Below are 17,026 nucleotides of genomic sequence, written 5' to 3' on the forward strand. Positions count from 1 at the left end.
AATTTTTTGCAACATTTTAGTCTTGCCATGTCATTACGAATAAATTATTTACTTGCTCTATAAATTGGTCTAACCTGACGAAAAGTATTAAGTAAACTCAGAAATTTATTACCATCAAAATTTATTGGGTCAACTTTTTTACCAGAACGGTCTACGAGATGATGGGTAGTAATTCGATAGTCTGGAACTTGACTTTGAGCAATTAACCAAGCAAGAGACTTATATTGAGCCTCCGTGTAGCCGCTATGGGTTTGTTGGCTGTTACTGTCATAACTATCTGGCGGTGTTTCCAAAGAAACGTGATAAGCAAAATTATTCACAGATGCAGGTAACTTTGGATTAGTCTGCACAGTTTCCAATCCCTGTGGACTCTCAAATACTGAGTTAGCTGCACCAAAAGCCCGCTTTTCTGGCGGTACTAAATAAACCACCGTTCCATCTAATTTGATTAAGGCGTGGTAACTTGCCTGTACACTTTCATCGTTATGGGCTACTTGAAAGAAATTAATGGCGCTGGAAGCAGAATAACCAGTTTCATGGAGGACGATAATCGGTTGGTTGTGAAGAGGTATACCATTAGCATCTTGGGCGTACCGTTCTCCATAGTTACTAGGATCAACCGAAGCAACTTGATAACTAGGTCTGTACTTTGCAAAAGCTTGAGTAGTTATGTACCTTGATACAGGCTTGTTAGTCTTGACTGGGGACTTGATAACACGTTGAGATTTTTTCTCTGGCTCTTTCGCTGATTGGAATTGCACCTGCGGATACTGACTGAAGGCCATAACCCGTGGATTAGATACATGGGATGTTGTCGGATTATTCTGTAATTTTGTCGCTCGTCCAATTAGCAGCACTACAATTACAGCCATGAACATCAGCGAGATTAGTAACACCCTAGTCGCCCAGTCTTTAAACCTCATTTTTCTAATACCCGTAAAACGGTAGATATTAACTTATAGCTAAACTGCCATGTCTTTCGTAGAGGCGCACTTCCGTAAACCCCTACCGTAGATGGTATCCAAACGATAATCACTATAACACTTTAATTCTAGTCAAATATACGTTACTAGTATATGTTGGAATGCTAAATAATCGTTTTAGACGCTTCCTCTGTCTAGGGAGCTATTTAAACTTCATAACTTTTGCCATGAGTATGGAATTGCTGCCAAAGGAATTCTGGTAAGTATACCAAGTAGCAATTATCCTGATTTGACCATTGAATAACCATACTTAGCGATCGCTCATTTATTATTTCTGTATATCTAAATTGTTTAAACCACGAAGTTTAGGGAAATTTTCTAACTCAAACTCGTTTTGTATAAGCTGGGAAATATTCTTCATTGTTTCAGGCAGAGCAAAGGCTTTACAGGTTTGAAGTGAACTTGTTCTGATATAACTTGTTTGAGGTTCTGGATAACCAATTTTTCGGAGAATATCAGAAAGTTTAATGGAAGGACAAGAATGAATATTAAATGTAATGCTATCTTTATTCGCAAAATTTATGTACCAATCATAGTCTGCCATTGTATGTAAATCTATACTTGAATTTCCGCCTATATATTCAATATGCTCAACCTTACGTTCAAATAATTGTCTTAATTCTTGCATTCCATCATTCCAATTCAACTCCTCTGCTGAAAAAAGCACTTCAGAGTCTACTTTTGTCTGTAAATTACGTCCCTTACAAAGACTTCGATTTAATAGGGCATATTGGTAGAGGATTTCTGGCATTTCTATTCCAAGAGTATATAAACTGCGTCCCTCACAAAATACACGAGCTTCATCACGAAGTTGATTTATTAGTAAACCAATATCTTTAGTAGCAAAACTTGTGTAATCTCCTCCTTTAGCTTCAAACGCATCAGCTTTAGCTCTGACACTAAAGGAAAGAGCCACAAATAATGGTAATCTTTCAGGTTTTCCTGCATCAATACGATTAAGTTGAGTTCTCAACCAAGCTTCTAAATCTTCGGCTCTCTCAATAAGCTGATCTGCTTCCAGTGATTCAGGTAGCATATAACTGAACCGCTCATAAGCTTTAAGTAATTTGAAGGTTCGAGTCTCAAACTCTTCTCTACACCTACGAGCTTCTAAATCTTTAACTTCCGCTACAACATTTTGAAAACCTGTACGCATTTCCTCACGTAAAATATTCATTTGCTGTGCTAAGTTAGACTGATTGCAAATTAATAATTCAAGAGTGCGGTGTTGAACAGTAAGGGCATTTTGAATGCTATTAAAACATAATTGAATCTGTTCATGATTTCGGTCTAATTTCTTTGTGACCTTGTGAAGTTGAGCAGCATTGTAAATGCCAACACCAAGATTGAGTATATTTACTCCCAGATTAGCAATGTTAAACATATCAAAATTAGCTGGTTGAACAGATTGGATTGTCTCTCCAGTCGAATGATGGCGGGTACACCAAGTACCTGCTTTACCTATGAATACCTCGTATTCCGAGGCATCTCCTCCCTTAAACGGATATGGTTCAGGTTTCTGAGTGAAAGGATTAACCATATTTGTTTGCCAAAATAGACCTAATCTCAGTATTCCCAAGAATAATTTTGGTGTATCGCTTTTTTTGGAGCTGAGGAAGCGATCGCACCCTCCCCCACAAACTTAGATAAAATCACTATGGTGCTAGTTAACTTTCCCTAAATCTGATGAAAAGCGATCGCCCCCAACTCTCTCTTCAACGTCCTGAACTACTTGCACCAGCAGGTAATTGGGAATGTGCTAAAGCTGCTGTGGAAAATGGGGCAGATGCGATTTACTTCGGTTTGGATCGCTTCAACGCCAGAATGCGGGCAGAAAATTTTACTGAGGCAGACTTACCCCAATTAATGACATTTCTGCACCGTCGCGGCATAAAGGGTTATGTCACCGTCAACACACTCATATTTCCCAAAGAATTAGTAGAAGCGCAGCAATATCTCCGCACAATTATTGCCGCAGGTGTGGATGCCGTCATTGTTCAAGATGTCGGAATTTGTCGTCTCATCCGTCACCTCTCGCCTGATTTTCCCATCCATGCTTCCACCCAAATGACCATCACTAGTGCGGCTGGGGTGGAATTTGCTAAGTCCCTCGGCTGTCAATTGGTGGTGCTGGCGCGTGAATGTTCTCTTCAGGAAATCAATAAAATTCAGCAGCAGATTGCCCAACAAGAAACTTCGCTGCCCTTGGAAGTTTTTGTTCATGGTGCTTTGTGCGTGGCGTATTCTGGTCAGTGTTTGACTAGCGAAGCTTTAGGCGGACGTTCTGCTAACCGAGGTGAATGTGCCCAAGCTTGCCGGATGCCCTACGATTTAATCGCTGATGGGGAAGTTGTAAATTTAAAAGAACGCAAATATTTACTCAGTCCTCAAGACTTAGCAGGGTTAGATGTTTTGCCCGATTTGGTGAAATCAGGAGTAACTTGTCTCAAAATTGAAGGTCGCCTAAAAGCTCCAGAGTATGTTGCTAATGTCACCCGTGTTTATCGACAAGCCCTAGATCGGGTGATGGAGGAGATCCCCCCTAGCCTCCCTTCAAAAGGGGGGAAAATAGCCCCCATTGTTAAGGGGGGTTGGGGGGATCTTCCACTTAATCAAGAACACTACAACCTAGAGATGGCATTTTCTCGCGGACTCTACACGGGTTGGTTTGGCGGGATTAATAATCAAGAACTAGTTCACGCCCGCTTTGGTAAAAAACGTGGGGTTTATTTAGGTGAAGTTACCCGCATCCACAACGAACAGGTGACAGTCAAACTGGAAGCGCCTGTAAAACCAGGGGATGGAATTGTATTTGACTGCGGTCATCCAGAAGCGAAGGAAGAAGGCGGCCGAGTTTATGCTGTGGTGTCCAAGGGTAAAGAAGCAATGCTGACCTTTGGTCGAAATGACTTGAACCTGCGCCGAGTGCATATAGGCGATCACATTTGGAAAACCAGCGATCCCGAACTCGATAAGCAACTGCGTCAAAGTTTTGCAGGCGAGAACCCACAATTTCAGCGTCCCATTGATGTAGAGGTTTATGGAGAAATTGGTCAGCCATTGATTGCGATCGCCCGCGATCAACTCGGTAATATTGTCCAGGTAGAATCTGCAATTTCTCTGGTGGAGGCGCACACTAAACCCTTAGATACAGAACGTTTACAAGAACAATTCGGTCGTCTCGGTAACACGCCTTTCGTTTTGGAAAAACTAACCAACCACCTCAGCACTTCCCTTATGCTACCCGTAAGTGAATTGAACCGGATGCGGCGGGAAATTGTGGTGCAGTTGGAAGAATTACGAAGTCAACCTAAACGCTGGCAATTACGTTCTGATGTCTCTTTCCAAGATTTACTTCCCTCTTCATCTTCCTTATCCCTCTCCTCTCCTTCACTGATCGTCTTAGTACGAAACCTCAAGCAACTCCAAGCCGCCCTCAAAGCTGGGATTGAAACACTTTACTGTGAATTTGAAGATCCTCGCACCTACCGAGAAGCGGTGCAAATGGTTCGCCAACAACAGCAAAAAAACAAAGCAGACAATTCTTCACTTTTAACTGATAACTCACCACTCCCCACAATCTGGGTTGCACCACCCCGAATTACTAAACCTGGTGAAAATTGGATTTTGCAGCAGGTACGTGCCTGTGAAGCAGATGGCTATCTGATACGGAACTATGACCAATTGCAATTCTTTTCTCAAGACCGTTGTATTGGAGATTTTTCGCTCAATGTTGCTAACCCCTTGACGGCAGACTACTTTCAGCAACGCTTTGCTTTAGAACGGTTGACGGCATCTTATGACCTGAATATTACCCAACTGCAAAACCTGCTTACCAGTTGTCCACCCCAGTGGTTTGAGGTGACAATCCATCAACATATACCGATGTTTCACATGGAACACTGCGTATTCTGTGCTTTTCTATCGACAGGTACAGATCATACTAACTGTGGACGACCTTGTGAAAAGCAGGAAGTAAAATTAAAAGATCGTGTAGGCAGCGAACATGTCCTCAAGGCAGATGTAGGTTGCCGCAACACTGTATTTAACGGCACAGCCCAAACTGGAGCCGAGTACGTACAGCGTCTGATAGAGCTGGGATTACGTCACTTTCGTATCGAGTTTGTAAATGAAACCCCTGATCAAGTGACTAAAATAATACATCGCTATCGTCAATTATTGCAAGGTGAAATTACAGGTTCCCAACTATGGCGCGAGTTGAAGCTGCAAAATCAATTGGGCGTAACTCGTGGCCCTATGAGAGTATCTGCATTGCGCTCATAATTCATTTTATGAACACCCAGCTTGGGAAAGTGCTTTAGGAGCATTTAAGAACATCATTATTGCATGAAATAATTTTGCCTTAAAACCAACAAAGTCAACAGCCTAGCTTCAGACTCCTTCTGAGCAGGAGAGGTATTTTCTTCCCCCCCTGCTTCTCTTCTTCTCCTGCCTCCCCTGCTCTCTTCGGTGAGCAACAAATACAATTAATTCACGTCGTGGAGGAACATCTCAAGCCGACGCTGTATCAACAAGAAAGTTAAACATCAGACTATTGAATAATTCGCATCGTTGCCATTAAAGTTTAAATTGTGCGAATTTTTACTAATGCCTTAATTACGAATTAGTATCAGCTATGCATATACCTAAATTGTGCGATGCCTGCGGCGGGCTGCGCCAACGCCAAACATCATTTTCATTACTACTAACCATTGCCCTCACCACTTTACTAATCCCGTCGCCCTCGCTAGCGCAAACCCGCTCAATACCGTCGCCATCGAGTGCGCCTTTAGAACTAGATTTATTGACCAAGCCAAAAGACTATGTAATCACAGCTAACACAATTCATCCACAAGAATTAACTGTTCCGAGTTTATGGTGGGCACAACAAAACTCTGAGAGAAAGCTATTAGATAATTGGATAGCATATCCAGCTTCTGGCAAAGAACCTGCACGAGTAGACTTGATCGTGAATCAGCAAATTTGGAGCTTACTAGAGTATATAGAGCGCTACGACTTCGTAAATCGCTTGGGTAGCGCTGCACGTAACTTTGGTTACAATGTCCGGGTATTTAACTATCAAAAGGAACCCTTAGCAACTTACACTTGCAACTTTAGTACAAGTCCAGCTTTATGTAGTATCCAAACAACTGTTAAGAACAAGATAGGCTTACAGCGTTCACTCTAGACAATTAGAGAGTGGGGAGTGGGGAGATGAGGCAATATGGTTGGGATAAGCAGGTGAGGCAGGGGGTAGGGGAGCAGAGAATGAGGGATGAGGGAGCGGAAGAGAATAATTAATAACCAATGCCCCAATGCCCCATGACCAATTAAACCTTCATTTTGGCGAACAAAGACTCGTATTGTTTTATTGCAGATGGCGGTAAGGGAAGTAAAAATTCACTTTTATCCAAAACTTCGCGTAGGCGTAGCCCGTCGTAGACATCGCTCTGTAACAAACTCCGTAATGGTTCTTGGATGTCGGAAGCGGCAATATTTGTTGAAATTGGCGAATTACTTTTAGTCAGCACCGAAATTTGTTTAGCTGTACTTGGTTGCCAACAAAAATCAATCCATTGATCTGATAAATTACCCTTATCAATACCTGCGGGACGCACCCACAAGTCCGCCCACATTGCTGTTCCTGACTGGGGTATAACTGCGCCAAGTTGCGGATAACGTCCCAGAACTTGCAGTACATCGCTTGACCAACCAACCGCTAGCCAGGTGTCTCCCATAATTAAAGGTTCTAAGTAGTTATTGGAACTGTAGAACTTCACCTGTTGGTTTAATGTCTGTAATTCTTTTTCCAAGTTTGGTACTTGGTCAAGATTCTCTGTATTGTAAGATTTGCCTAGCTTTTTTAAGACCAGACCAATAACTTCTCGTGGTTGATTAAGTAGGGAAATGCGCTGCTGCATTCCATCTCGCCACAAATCACTCCAATCTTTGGGTGTCCATCCCAATTCTCGCAACTTGTCACGGTTATAAACAATCACCGTGGTACCCCACCGATAAGGCGCGCCCCACACTTTCCCTTGAGTATCCAAGTTACCTTGGTCGTCGCGTGTTACTAATTTTTTCCACTTTTCATCTAAAGCAGACCATTGCTTTAATTGGTTTCCCTGTAACTCTTGGAGTGGTTGAATCAGTTTCTGCTCAATCGCTGCTTTTAGCCAGTAATCTCCCAATGTCACGAGGTCTGCATCAGCCGTTTTTTGACCCTGCCTAAAGGGTATAAAGCGACTCCATCCTTGTTCATCGGTGGCTTTTGGTTTTTTCTGCCAATTTTGTAATTGCTGAAATAAATCCTCTATCTGCTCGACTGGGGCAAACTTTAACTGCACCTGTTGCTGCAAACCTTTGTGGAACTGATTCACCACCTGACCAGGTATAGAACCTTTTAATAACTGTACTTTTAGTTGCGTCTGCCTGTTTCCACCACAGCCAAAAAGCAGTTGTGAAAGTGCCAGTGTGCTTGTACCGAGCAAAAAAGACCGTCGATCCATTGATTTTGGATTTAAGATTTTTGATTATACCTAATATTAAGCAGAGATTCACCAGAGGCTGACTAGGTGAAAAAGCGGAGTTGGAAAATTATTGGAGTTTTCTGTGGTTAATACCGATAATTTGGAATATTTGACTCAAAATAGCAACTTTATCAGCAAATTACTTCCTAAAAGTGAATTTATCTCCATAAATTTCATTAGTGGTACTTGTAGTCAAACTTTACCTACATTTAGAAATAATGATTTAAATGTCACATTTGCACCAAAAATTATCAATACTTAAATAATCCAGAAGTATCGTTAAGGTTGGGAGTAAATTGAATAACATATAGAAAATGTACGGATAAAGGTATTAAATGGAGCTATTACAGCAACAGATCCTGACTTTAAGCGAAAAACTGGATGCCCTCTGTCAAGTAATTGAGCAACTTGATGCTAAAGTCACTCAAACTTTCTCAGAGTGTTCTACAGCAAATACACAAGCAAAGGATAATTATCAGGAAAATGGTGCGGCTGGAGGCTATCAGCTCAGACGTGTCAGTTTAAACCCAGAAATGGAACACAAGGATGTATTAACAGATGGTATTTATCTAGATATGCTTCGTCAAAGCGGAGATAATATAACACCAGAAATTCAAATACAACGACTAACAGCGCAGTTAACAGCAGCATACAATCGCATTGCTGCCTTGGAAGAACAATTACTTAGAGAAAGAATTCATTAAATTTAACCTAAGTTCAACGAATTAAAAATGCCTGGAGGTATGGAAGGCAAGCCTTTAGGCTCAATATCAAGTGATGGTTTTGTGGGCATATATTTAAGTATAAGCAACTAATCCAACTATCAAATTGATGAAAAGCAAAACACACTATTACGTAAATATATGTAATAGTGTGATGTGTACGATAATAAGCTTTTAGTGCATTCCTCACTATGAAACAAATGAAAGTTTTTAAGAAAGCGCAGAGGGATGCAAAGTCCCGACAAATTTAATTCCCTATAAATTAATGAAATGCTGTACTTAACCGTTCAAGCTGAGATTCAATAGCTGCTAAAAGTTGGTCTTGCTGCCAATTTTGGCCAAGATGGGCGGCTATGCAAGCTGCCCCAGCACCCATACCTTCTTTCACAAAGCCCTGCTCATAAGCTCTCAGTTGAGGATAACGAGAATCAGCAAAGCTGAGATCAGTTGCTAATAGGGGAGGGGTTCTTCCACTCGGAGTCAAGTTGCCTTTTTCTAAGCTGAGGGCTAAGTCAACTGTAGCGCCAGTAGGATCTTCTGCTACCCAACGAGTTGTGCCTATAACTACTGCTTCTGGTTGCCATGATAAGGCGTAAGCTTGAGCGATCGCACTCATCAGAGCATAAACCGCCAGCATTTGCGTCCCACCGGCAAGCATTACACCACAACTACGACTAGCTGCGATCGCCATTCCAGCTACCACCACCTGCATGGGATCGCCCACAGCAGCGACGATTTTTAGCGGATCTATGGAAGTCATGATTTGAGATTGAAATATCTCATCCTGCCCCCTGCTCCCTGCTTTCTCTAACCCTGCTTGCACTAGTGCCCACTTTTGCCCGTGGTTACAAATAGGGTGGCTACTGTTAACTTTTCCGGCAGCATCTATGCCCAAGGCAGTTAAGATTGCCAGGGCAGTTGTAGTACCTCCGACGACGCACTCACCAAAAATCACATAACTCTGTTGCATATTGGCAGCAAGGCGTTCTCCCCAAAGTAGCCCTTGTTTAAACAAGTGGTGTACTGTTGTAATTTCCATAGCAGCGCCTCCACTTAAACACTTAGCAGAAGCGCCACCCAAGTCAATTAATGGCACAGCCGGAGGGTGGGGTAAACCAGCATTAAACAAATGAACTGGTATCTTTAGCGACTCAAAAACAGCGCGAGAAATCAGCACAGGTGAAGCCCCAGCCGCTAATGGTGGTAGGGGATGTTGGGGCTTATGTTCTGGGCCGTAATACAAAAACTCAGCATCTGCACAAGCGGTATATTTCCGATCCTCTGGAGTCCGACCGGCTGCGGAAATCCCTGGAATTAAACCAGTTTCAGTAAATCCTAAAACACATCCAAATACGGGCAGACAACCACGATATCGTCGCAGCCATTCTTCACCTTGTTCTTTTTGGGTATAAATACGAATTTGGGAATTGGGCATTGGGAATTAGTTAGGACTAATTATTTAACCAAGGACAAAGGATAAATGACAAATGACTAATAACTATCCCTCATAATCCATGAGGACTTGTACCCAGCGTGGTGGACGGGGAATGGGATTGCCCAGACGGTCAAAAAGAAACCATGCTGCGAGATGTACCACAAAAAGGTAGATAAAGTTGTTGAGTAAAATTAGAGCGATCGCTCCCACTTGAATCAAAAATACGCTGGGACTCGCCAATAAACTCAGCTTTAAAAATACCCACTCAATGAACTCAGTCACTTGGGTAATCACATAAATCCACAGGTCTTCACCCGACAAAACAGACAGCAACCACAGTCTAAAAAAGACCCCCAAAGTACCCAGCAGCGTACCCAAGGTGATAGAAACAATCCAGGGAACACGACGACGATACCATGTCGCTCCCAAAAGCACGCCCATAAACCCGTAGGGCATGACAAACAGCAAACTACGGGCTGGCCCCATCAGTACAGTCAGCAGTAACCCAGAAGTGAGTGCTGCCATCCATGCCGCACGCTTGCCCCAACGCAGATAAACTAGAGCGATGGGAACCGGAAAAAATATCCGTAAAACTGGGCCCAAGGGGAAATAGAAATTAATAAACCAAATTAAGCTAGCAGTACTGGCTAAAAATGCCGTTTCTACCATCCTCAATGGCGCATCAGCCTTGAGTTGAGGAGGCATTAACTGTTGTTCTTTGTCTAACCAATGATTGTGGGGAGTTGAAGATTCAGTTGATGGTTCTTCCTCCGGTTCATCTGGCAGAGAATCTAAAATACTCATATTTGACAAGTTCTTAAACTATCATTCTTTCCAAGGCTGACAAATCGGGAATACAAATAGTGTCTTGATCCCGTTTAATCAAGCCTTTTTTTTCTAGCCTTGTCAATACTCGTGTCACAGTTTCCCGTGCCAGTCCACTCAAACTACTCAATTCTCGATGAGGTAAATTGGGGATTTCGGTTCCTGTTTGCCCTTTTTTTCCCTGTCCTTCTGCCAAAAATAGCAACGTATCTGCCACTCGTGACTGGCTATCAGATTCCCGCAGACGCAATCGGCGATTTACTTGCCGCAAACGTCGTGCCATTAATTGCGCCAATCGAACTCCAGCCAAGGGTTCTATCTGAAGTAACTTGACAAAATCCTGAGCAGGCATACTGCCAATTACTGTTGGAGCTAAGGTAATCACATCTGTGGAGCGAGGAACTTCATCTAGCGCTGCCATTTCACCAAATAATTCCCCTTTACCAAGAATATTTAGCGTTACCTCTTTTCCTTCCAGATTGTAGGTGCGGATTTTGACCCATCCGTCCATAATAAAATACACAGAACCACCCCAGTCATTTTCTAGCAGAATTACCTGATTGGCAGGGTGAGTGCGGGTAACAAGATGGATAAGGGCTGATTCCACAGCAGGTTCTGGCAACCCTTGAAAAAAGGGAGCGGAGGTGATCATCCAGGGATTAGCCTGTGCTTGCAAGCTATATCGGTCTTCCATTACGACATTTTTATTGAAGCTGCTATGTACACACAACAAACAAGAGCGCCATTTCTAGCCTTAGTCATCAAAGCACAGCTCCCTTTAAAAGAGAAAACTAAACTATGCTACATAAGAATACGACAAGAACCTTTTTCTAAATAATCTTTATCTATAAGTTTAAACGGGGTAAAAGTTTTGCAAAAAGTAGTTTATAGCCGGCAGTTGTATTTTTCAAGGGCTAGCTGCACTGCAAACTTGATTAGATGAACTACCACACACCAACCGCTAGGCGTTGTGGTCAGGGCTTCTCAATTAATCACGAATAGCCAAGAGAACATCATAGTCCTATTGTCTTGCATTCCCTCCAAGGGCGGGAGTCATGATTCTCAAGACTCAAATAAATCTTTTTTTTGCAACGTGTACTTATGAGCTTGATTTTCGCTTACGGCATTGATATCAAGATGTACTATTATACCAGAAAAAGAGTTTGTTTCCCCATGTCCATTTTCAAAAATGGGCAACCAATCAGCGGCAAAACAAAGCTTCTTAAACAAACGCTGACTGAAGATTGCCACGACTCCCAGTAATCCATAACATAATGACAGTCACAAGTCCCAATAGAAGCTTTTGCCACTCAAAACTTCTCAGATGGGAGCTTACTTCCCTACAGGGTACGGTGACTGTAAATTAATTGTCACATTAGTTGATATACGTTTTTAGGTAAGGTAATAAAAGTGACTTCCAGTGCAGATGAAATTCAAAAGCTGATCGCAGACATTGACAACTTACTTGCCAGTGGTGGCAAGCGCTTGTCTAGATTTCTGTCTGGTCAGGGGCAGGAACCTAAAGAAGTTTTAGAACGAATTCGCAACTTCTTGGTAAGGCTCCAAGAAAAAGAAGCATTAGAGAGCGATATCCCAAATAATTCTTCCGAAGAACCGCGTTCGCCTTTATTAACAAAATTTGTTGAGCGAGGTTATAACCAGTATCCCCTACCGCCGCTCGAATCCAATCAGGAACAGAGTCCTGTTGCAGCCGGACAATTAAAAAGTGAATTTTCGAGCTTGATCCAGCCATTGCGATCGGAATTAGAAGGGCTATTGCAAGAGCGAGCCACTCTCATACAAGAAATTAGGCAACTAGAGCAAAGGCGATTGCAAAACTACTCCTTAGCGCAACAGTTGACAAACCAAGATCAAATGATTACCGAGTTTTTACAGGTACTCATGAATCGGCTGGTGCCAACTGTAACGCCACTGTTAGCACAACCAGGGGAAAATTCCGCCATTTCTTCAGAAGCAACTAATCACGCTACCTCTGTAACTCAACCTTTATTAGAATCAGTAGACCGTGTAGAGCAGTTAACCCAGCTAGCGAGGGAGTTGGATCAACGCCTATTATCACTAGATGGCACTGTGAATGTAGTCTTTGAGGCACTACAGCGCAATATTAATACTTATTACGAATCACTGTCGCAAGCACTGGCAAGAATGCATAGCAAGGGAATGCAAGGCGAACAGTTGATGGCCAGCTTTCTCAACAATTTGACCCAGCATTTACAGCAACAATCCCCTATTTCACCGCCATCTTTGCTGAGGGTAGAATCTGATATATCACCATCATTGCCTGAACCAACCGAGATTGCCGCTGAAGCTGCATCTCAACCCCTAGAGGCAATCCTGCCAGAAACTTCATCTCCACTCACAATCAATTCTGAGCAACAGGATACTACCCTCACAGAGGATCTAGATGCAGTGCTGTTGCAGCTTGGTATAGACTCGTCTCAATCTTCCGAAAATCTGACCGAATTATCGCAAAATATTTCTGCATTAGTTGGTGATGAAGTAGACCAACTTTACGCCAGTTTATTTAGTACTGGTGATGTTGATAACCCAAGCCTTGATGTATTGACAAATGACTTATCTGCTTCCACAGCCTCCCAATCAACGTTGACAATCGCTGAGAGTCCATCTGTCCCTCAAAACGTTGATTCTGCGGTTGTGACACCAGATACAGGTATTTCAGCTCAAGAGTCTTTAGTAGAAGCCACAAATTTATTATCAGAGCCACAGGAAGAACTATTTTTTGCAGAGGATACTGAGCTAGATTCGCCTCTGAGCTTTTCTACACCACAAACAGACAGTTTCCCCACGCAACTCGACACTCAGCCAGCTAGTGTTGATACAATTAATACGCTAACTGATCTATTGACTGGTGCAGGTAGTGAGCAGGAATTGCTGGAAGTATCATCCTTTATGGAGGATGGCACAAGTACAGCACCAGTTACTCCGAAAGCAGCAGAAATTGCTTTGGCATACCCCTACGGGGAAGCAAGCTACGCGCAGCCTCTCGTAGAGAAGCCCACCGAAGGTATCGCTCCACCGGAAATATTGAGCAACAATGATCCGCCAGACCCTTTTTTAGATAGCTACATTGCTGCTTCACCACAAGAAAACTTGCTTTCTGTTGAGTTAAACCAGACTCCAGTTGTACCTGATATTTCTTTAGATGAAGAACAGTTGCAGCAATTAGATCGAGATTTGGCTAATTTTGATCAGCAGTTAAATTCTAATTCGCAACCAGCTACCAATTTGGATATTGTCTCGGAACTAATTGATAAAACTCAAGACACAATTCCTACAACTTACCCTGAGCCGCAAACAGAAAATACCTCAACTGCGAATTTATCAAGTTTGACAGTTCCCCAGGTAGAAACTGAAGAAAAAAAAGAAATCACAACTCCCATTCAAGACAGTTTTTTATCTTCAATTTCCAACTCCATCAACAATCCAGAAGTTTCGCCCAATGTTCTAGAACCAGTTTGGTATTTAGGAATTGATTTAGGTACAACCGGAATTTCTGCCGCATTATTAAATCGCTCGACTTTTGTTGTACATCCTATCTACTGGTCAGCAGAAAATCCGCCGGGAACAAGTTCCTTCCAGGAATCATTTCGTTTGCCAACAGAGGTTTATCTTCCTACAGCTTCGATACCCCAGGGTGAAAGTGTAAATATAGAAGTCAATGAGCAGACAGCACCTGCGGCTGTTGCTCAAGATAAAGCACCTGACCACTCGGCTCCTCCGACAACACGTAAATCAACAGCAGATTCGACAACAAATAACCTCTACTCGGCACAGTTGAAGCCCTATTTACAAGTAGCCATTCCCTATAAGAAGGAACGGCAAAAATGGGAACCTGTTTTACAATTAAATGAATTTTCAGCAGGGCCTTTAATTTGGGTTGTGCGATCGCTCTCTAAACTACTATTAACTCTCAAATCCGAAAAAACTTGTACTACCCCTAGTTTAATGGCTGCTGCTGTTGGGATCAGCGAACAAGATTTCCCGCAGATTATCAATAATATTGCTGGTGTGATTTGCACCTGTCCATCTAGCTGGTCGGAACAATACCGCTTTAATGTGCGAGAAGCTTTACTTACCAGTAAACTCATCCAACATCCGCAGCAAGTCTTTTTTATCGAAGAAGCGATCGCTAGTTTACTCCCAGAACTCGATGCTGCTAACGGTGAGCAAGTAAAATTAAGCCAACGTCAAGGTTCTCACCCGGCAAAAACTAGCGAGCATCCGATTGTTGGTAACACTCTGGTAATCAACATTGGGACAACTGCCACAGAAATGTTGCTAGTTGATGTCCCAGAAAGCTTACCGCAATTGACATACAATGATTTTATGCTCCATAGTTTTGCTTATGCTGGCAAGGGAATTGAACAAGATATTATTTGCCAGTTGCTATTACCACCTAAATCTCGGCAATCACGCCTAGAAACACAAAGCGACCGCAAAACTACTAGCAGTAATCCTTGGCAATGGCAACCGTCAATTCCCGGTTTAGACCAAATGCGTTGGCAGAGTTTAGGGTTGGAAGAATTAGAACTACCGAGAGTCGGAGAACCAGATATTACCGCGCGGATTCGTCTTCAGCAGCGTCTAGAAAGTTCTCTACTGGGACAGGCGGTATTAGATGCGGCACTAGCTCTGAAGCTGATTTTGCAGCACCAAGAATCTTTTACCCTGGAATTAGCCGATCAGCAGTGGATTTTGCAGCGACGAGACTTAGAAAGCCAGGTATTTATCCCCTTTGTGCGCCGCCTGAACCGAGAACTCAACAAATTATTGGTAGCTCGTGGTATTCCGACAGAATCTATTAATCAAGCTATCCTGACTGGTGGTGTGGCTTGTGTTGGGACAGTAAACCGTTGGTTAAGGCAGAAACTTCCCAGCACCAAGATTATTCAAGATTTATATCTCGGCGAAAATGGCGCTCCTAATTGCAGTCGGGTTGCTTATGGTTTAGCGATGCTGCCTTTACATCCCCAGATATTAGATATACCCAGACAACAGTACACTGATTATTTCTTATTTACAGAATTGCTGCGGCTGCTACCAGATCGGCCCTTATCTTTCGGTGAAGTTATCCAGTTATTTGAGAGTCGCGGGATCAATACCCGCACTTGTCAGCAACGCCTGCTAGCTTTTTTGGAAGGTGAACTCCCTTCAGGATTGATACCTTCAGTTATAGATTCAACTTGGCTAACTCAGAGTTCACAAGAAAATCCTGACTATCAGGCGATCGCCACAGCACCACTTTTTGAAAAACAAGGGAGCCTCACCTATCGTCCCAATTCTCAACAACTGTTGCATTTGCGTCGCTATCTAGATGCTATCAAGGCTAGTAACCAGCAATCAGTAGAGGAACCATATACAGTGAATTTCGCCTTAGAGGTTCATTATTGAGACTAGTACATACCCCTAGAAATAAGGATACTATTCAAAATTCAAAATGCTTATAACTATTAAATCTGAGCTTACTCCAGAACAACGGGATATTGTCTCAAGCCTGGGCAAGCCTGATTTTGTGTAGTTTCATAAAGCGTTATTATGTCATAAGCATTTTGAATTTTGCAAAGTCCTACTAGTACTTAAGTATGGAAAGTTTTTTGATGTGTAACATTAACAATAGCTGTTTTAATTTGATGCATAGAAATACTGTAAATTTACAATCTCTGACTTCAATTGGAAGATTCTGTAAACTTTGGGTTTTCGGTTTTTATATTGTTTAAAATTTGTGTATATTAACACTCGGTGGTAAAGACAAAAGTAGTAAAAATTGTCTATCAATCATCTCCACGTCTACACCACTAATGCCAAAATTCGTATTATAAAATTAAGTTAGACCTTGTGAATAATCTTTCTCTTTATTCAGTTAATTGTTCGCAACAGCCTTTACACCCTTCAACTTTAAGCGTAAGAAAACGGTTAATTGACATTGTTGGAGCCATTGTAGGGCTAATAATCACGTTTCTGGTAGCAATCCCTGTAGCGATTGCTACCTTTATTTATGAGCCAAGTCCAATATTTTATTCTCAAATTCGCTGTGGTTTGAATGGAAAAACTTTTCGCATCTGGAAATTCCGCTCCATGATCGTAGATGCTGATCAAGTCAAGCATTTGGTTAAAAATCAAGCTAAAGGTCACATCTTTAAATCTGTTGATGATCCTCGCATTACTCCTATAGGTAAATTTTTGCGGCGTACCAGTTTAGATGAATTTCCCCAATTTTGGAATGTTTTGGTAGGGGACATGAGTTTAGTTGGGACTCGTCCACCCACTCCTGATGAAGTCAGCAATTACGACCCACATCACTGGGAGAGATTACGAGTCAAACCAGGCATTACCGGAGAATGGCAAGCTAATGGTCGTTCGAGTATTACAGACTTTGAAACCATCGTCAAAATGGATATAGATTATCAACGCAAGTGGTCTGTAAGTTATGACCTGAGTCTGATTATTAAAACTATCTCGGTAGTATTGAAAAAAACTGGTGCTTATTGA

The 17,026-nt window shown here is 42.3% G+C and carries 12 protein-coding genes and 1 pseudogene; 5 read left to right on the top strand and 8 right to left on the bottom strand.

Annotated features, from left to right (window positions below; translation table 11 throughout):
• Positions 1-44 precede the first annotated feature (44 nt).
• The 3 genes and pseudogenes from IQ274_RS02390 to IQ274_RS02395 all read right to left on the bottom strand — a co-directional run bounded on the left by IQ274_RS02390 (position 45) and on the right by IQ274_RS02395 (position 2,523).
• Positions 45-923 (bottom strand): peptidoglycan recognition family protein, encoded by an 879-nt coding sequence (locus tag IQ274_RS02390; RefSeq protein ID WP_163928907.1) that lies wholly within the window; start codon positions 921-923, stop codon positions 45-47.
• 212 nt (positions 924-1,135) lie between these two features.
• Positions 1,136-1,231: pseudogene (locus tag IQ274_RS36255) on the bottom strand (type II toxin-antitoxin system HicB family antitoxin); the annotation flags it as partial.
• 20 nt (positions 1,232-1,251) lie between these two features.
• Positions 1,252-2,523, bottom strand: a complete 1,272-nt coding sequence (locus IQ274_RS02395) for a hypothetical protein (RefSeq protein ID WP_193867238.1) — start codon at positions 2,521-2,523, stop codon at positions 1,252-1,254.
• A gap of 146 nt (positions 2,524-2,669) precedes the next feature.
• Between IQ274_RS02395 and IQ274_RS02400 the strand changes: the two genes are divergently transcribed.
• Both IQ274_RS02400 and IQ274_RS02405 read left to right on the top strand, forming a co-directional pair.
• Positions 2,670-5,267 carry a U32 family peptidase gene (locus tag IQ274_RS02400; protein ID WP_193867239.1) on the top strand — a complete coding sequence of 866 codons (2,598 nt, stop codon included), beginning with the start codon at positions 2,670-2,672 and terminating at the stop codon, positions 5,265-5,267.
• Between the two features lie 352 nt (positions 5,268-5,619).
• Positions 5,620-6,171, top strand: coding sequence for a hypothetical protein (locus IQ274_RS02405; RefSeq protein ID WP_228057980.1), 552 nt, complete (start codon positions 5,620-5,622; stop codon positions 6,169-6,171).
• Positions 6,172-6,313: 142 nt separating this feature from the next.
• Here the strand turns inward: IQ274_RS02405 and IQ274_RS02410 are convergent, their stop codons facing one another.
• A complete protein-coding gene (locus IQ274_RS02410; protein WP_193867240.1) occupies positions 6,314-7,492 on the bottom strand; it encodes an extracellular solute-binding protein in 1,179 nt (392 codons plus the stop codon).
• A 356-nt stretch (positions 7,493-7,848) separates the two neighbouring features.
• Between IQ274_RS02410 and IQ274_RS02415 the strand changes: the two genes are divergently transcribed.
• Positions 7,849-8,217 carry a hypothetical protein gene (locus tag IQ274_RS02415; RefSeq protein ID WP_193867241.1) on the top strand — a complete coding sequence of 123 codons (369 nt, stop codon included), beginning with the start codon at positions 7,849-7,851 and terminating at the stop codon, positions 8,215-8,217.
• 280 nt (positions 8,218-8,497) lie between these two features.
• Here IQ274_RS02415 and cobT read toward each other — a convergent pair whose 3' ends face one another.
• From cobT to IQ274_RS02435, 4 genes are all read right to left on the bottom strand, one after another.
• Positions 8,498-9,670, bottom strand: a complete 1,173-nt coding sequence (gene cobT, locus IQ274_RS02420; protein WP_193867242.1) for a nicotinate mononucleotide-dependent phosphoribosyltransferase CobT — start codon at positions 9,668-9,670, stop codon at positions 8,498-8,500.
• 63 nt (positions 9,671-9,733) lie between these two features.
• Positions 9,734-10,474 carry a DUF2232 domain-containing protein gene (locus tag IQ274_RS02425; RefSeq protein ID WP_163928903.1) on the bottom strand — a complete coding sequence of 247 codons (741 nt, stop codon included), beginning with the start codon at positions 10,472-10,474 and terminating at the stop codon, positions 9,734-9,736.
• A 13-nt stretch (positions 10,475-10,487) separates the two neighbouring features.
• The gene (locus IQ274_RS02430) at positions 10,488-11,189 is read right to left on the bottom strand and encodes a Crp/Fnr family transcriptional regulator (protein WP_012409873.1); all 702 of its coding nucleotides are present in this window, start codon (positions 11,187-11,189) and stop codon (positions 10,488-10,490) included.
• A gap of 368 nt (positions 11,190-11,557) precedes the next feature.
• The gene (locus IQ274_RS02435; protein WP_193867243.1) at positions 11,558-11,746 is read right to left on the bottom strand and encodes a hypothetical protein; all 189 of its coding nucleotides are present in this window, start codon (positions 11,744-11,746) and stop codon (positions 11,558-11,560) included.
• A 159-nt stretch (positions 11,747-11,905) separates the two neighbouring features.
• Here IQ274_RS02435 and IQ274_RS02440 point away from each other — a divergent pair, with 159 nt between their 5' ends.
• Positions 11,906-15,928 (top strand): hypothetical protein, encoded by a 4,023-nt coding sequence (locus tag IQ274_RS02440; RefSeq protein WP_193867244.1) that lies wholly within the window; start codon positions 11,906-11,908, stop codon positions 15,926-15,928.
• Between the two features lie 444 nt (positions 15,929-16,372).
• The gene (locus IQ274_RS02445) at positions 16,373-17,026 is read left to right on the top strand and encodes a sugar transferase (protein WP_193867245.1); all 654 of its coding nucleotides are present in this window, start codon (positions 16,373-16,375) and stop codon (positions 17,024-17,026) included.

It is taken from the genome of Nostoc sp. LEGE 12447 (genome assembly GCF_015206985.1).
GTDB lineage: Bacteria > Cyanobacteriota > Cyanobacteriia > Cyanobacteriales > Nostocaceae > Nostoc.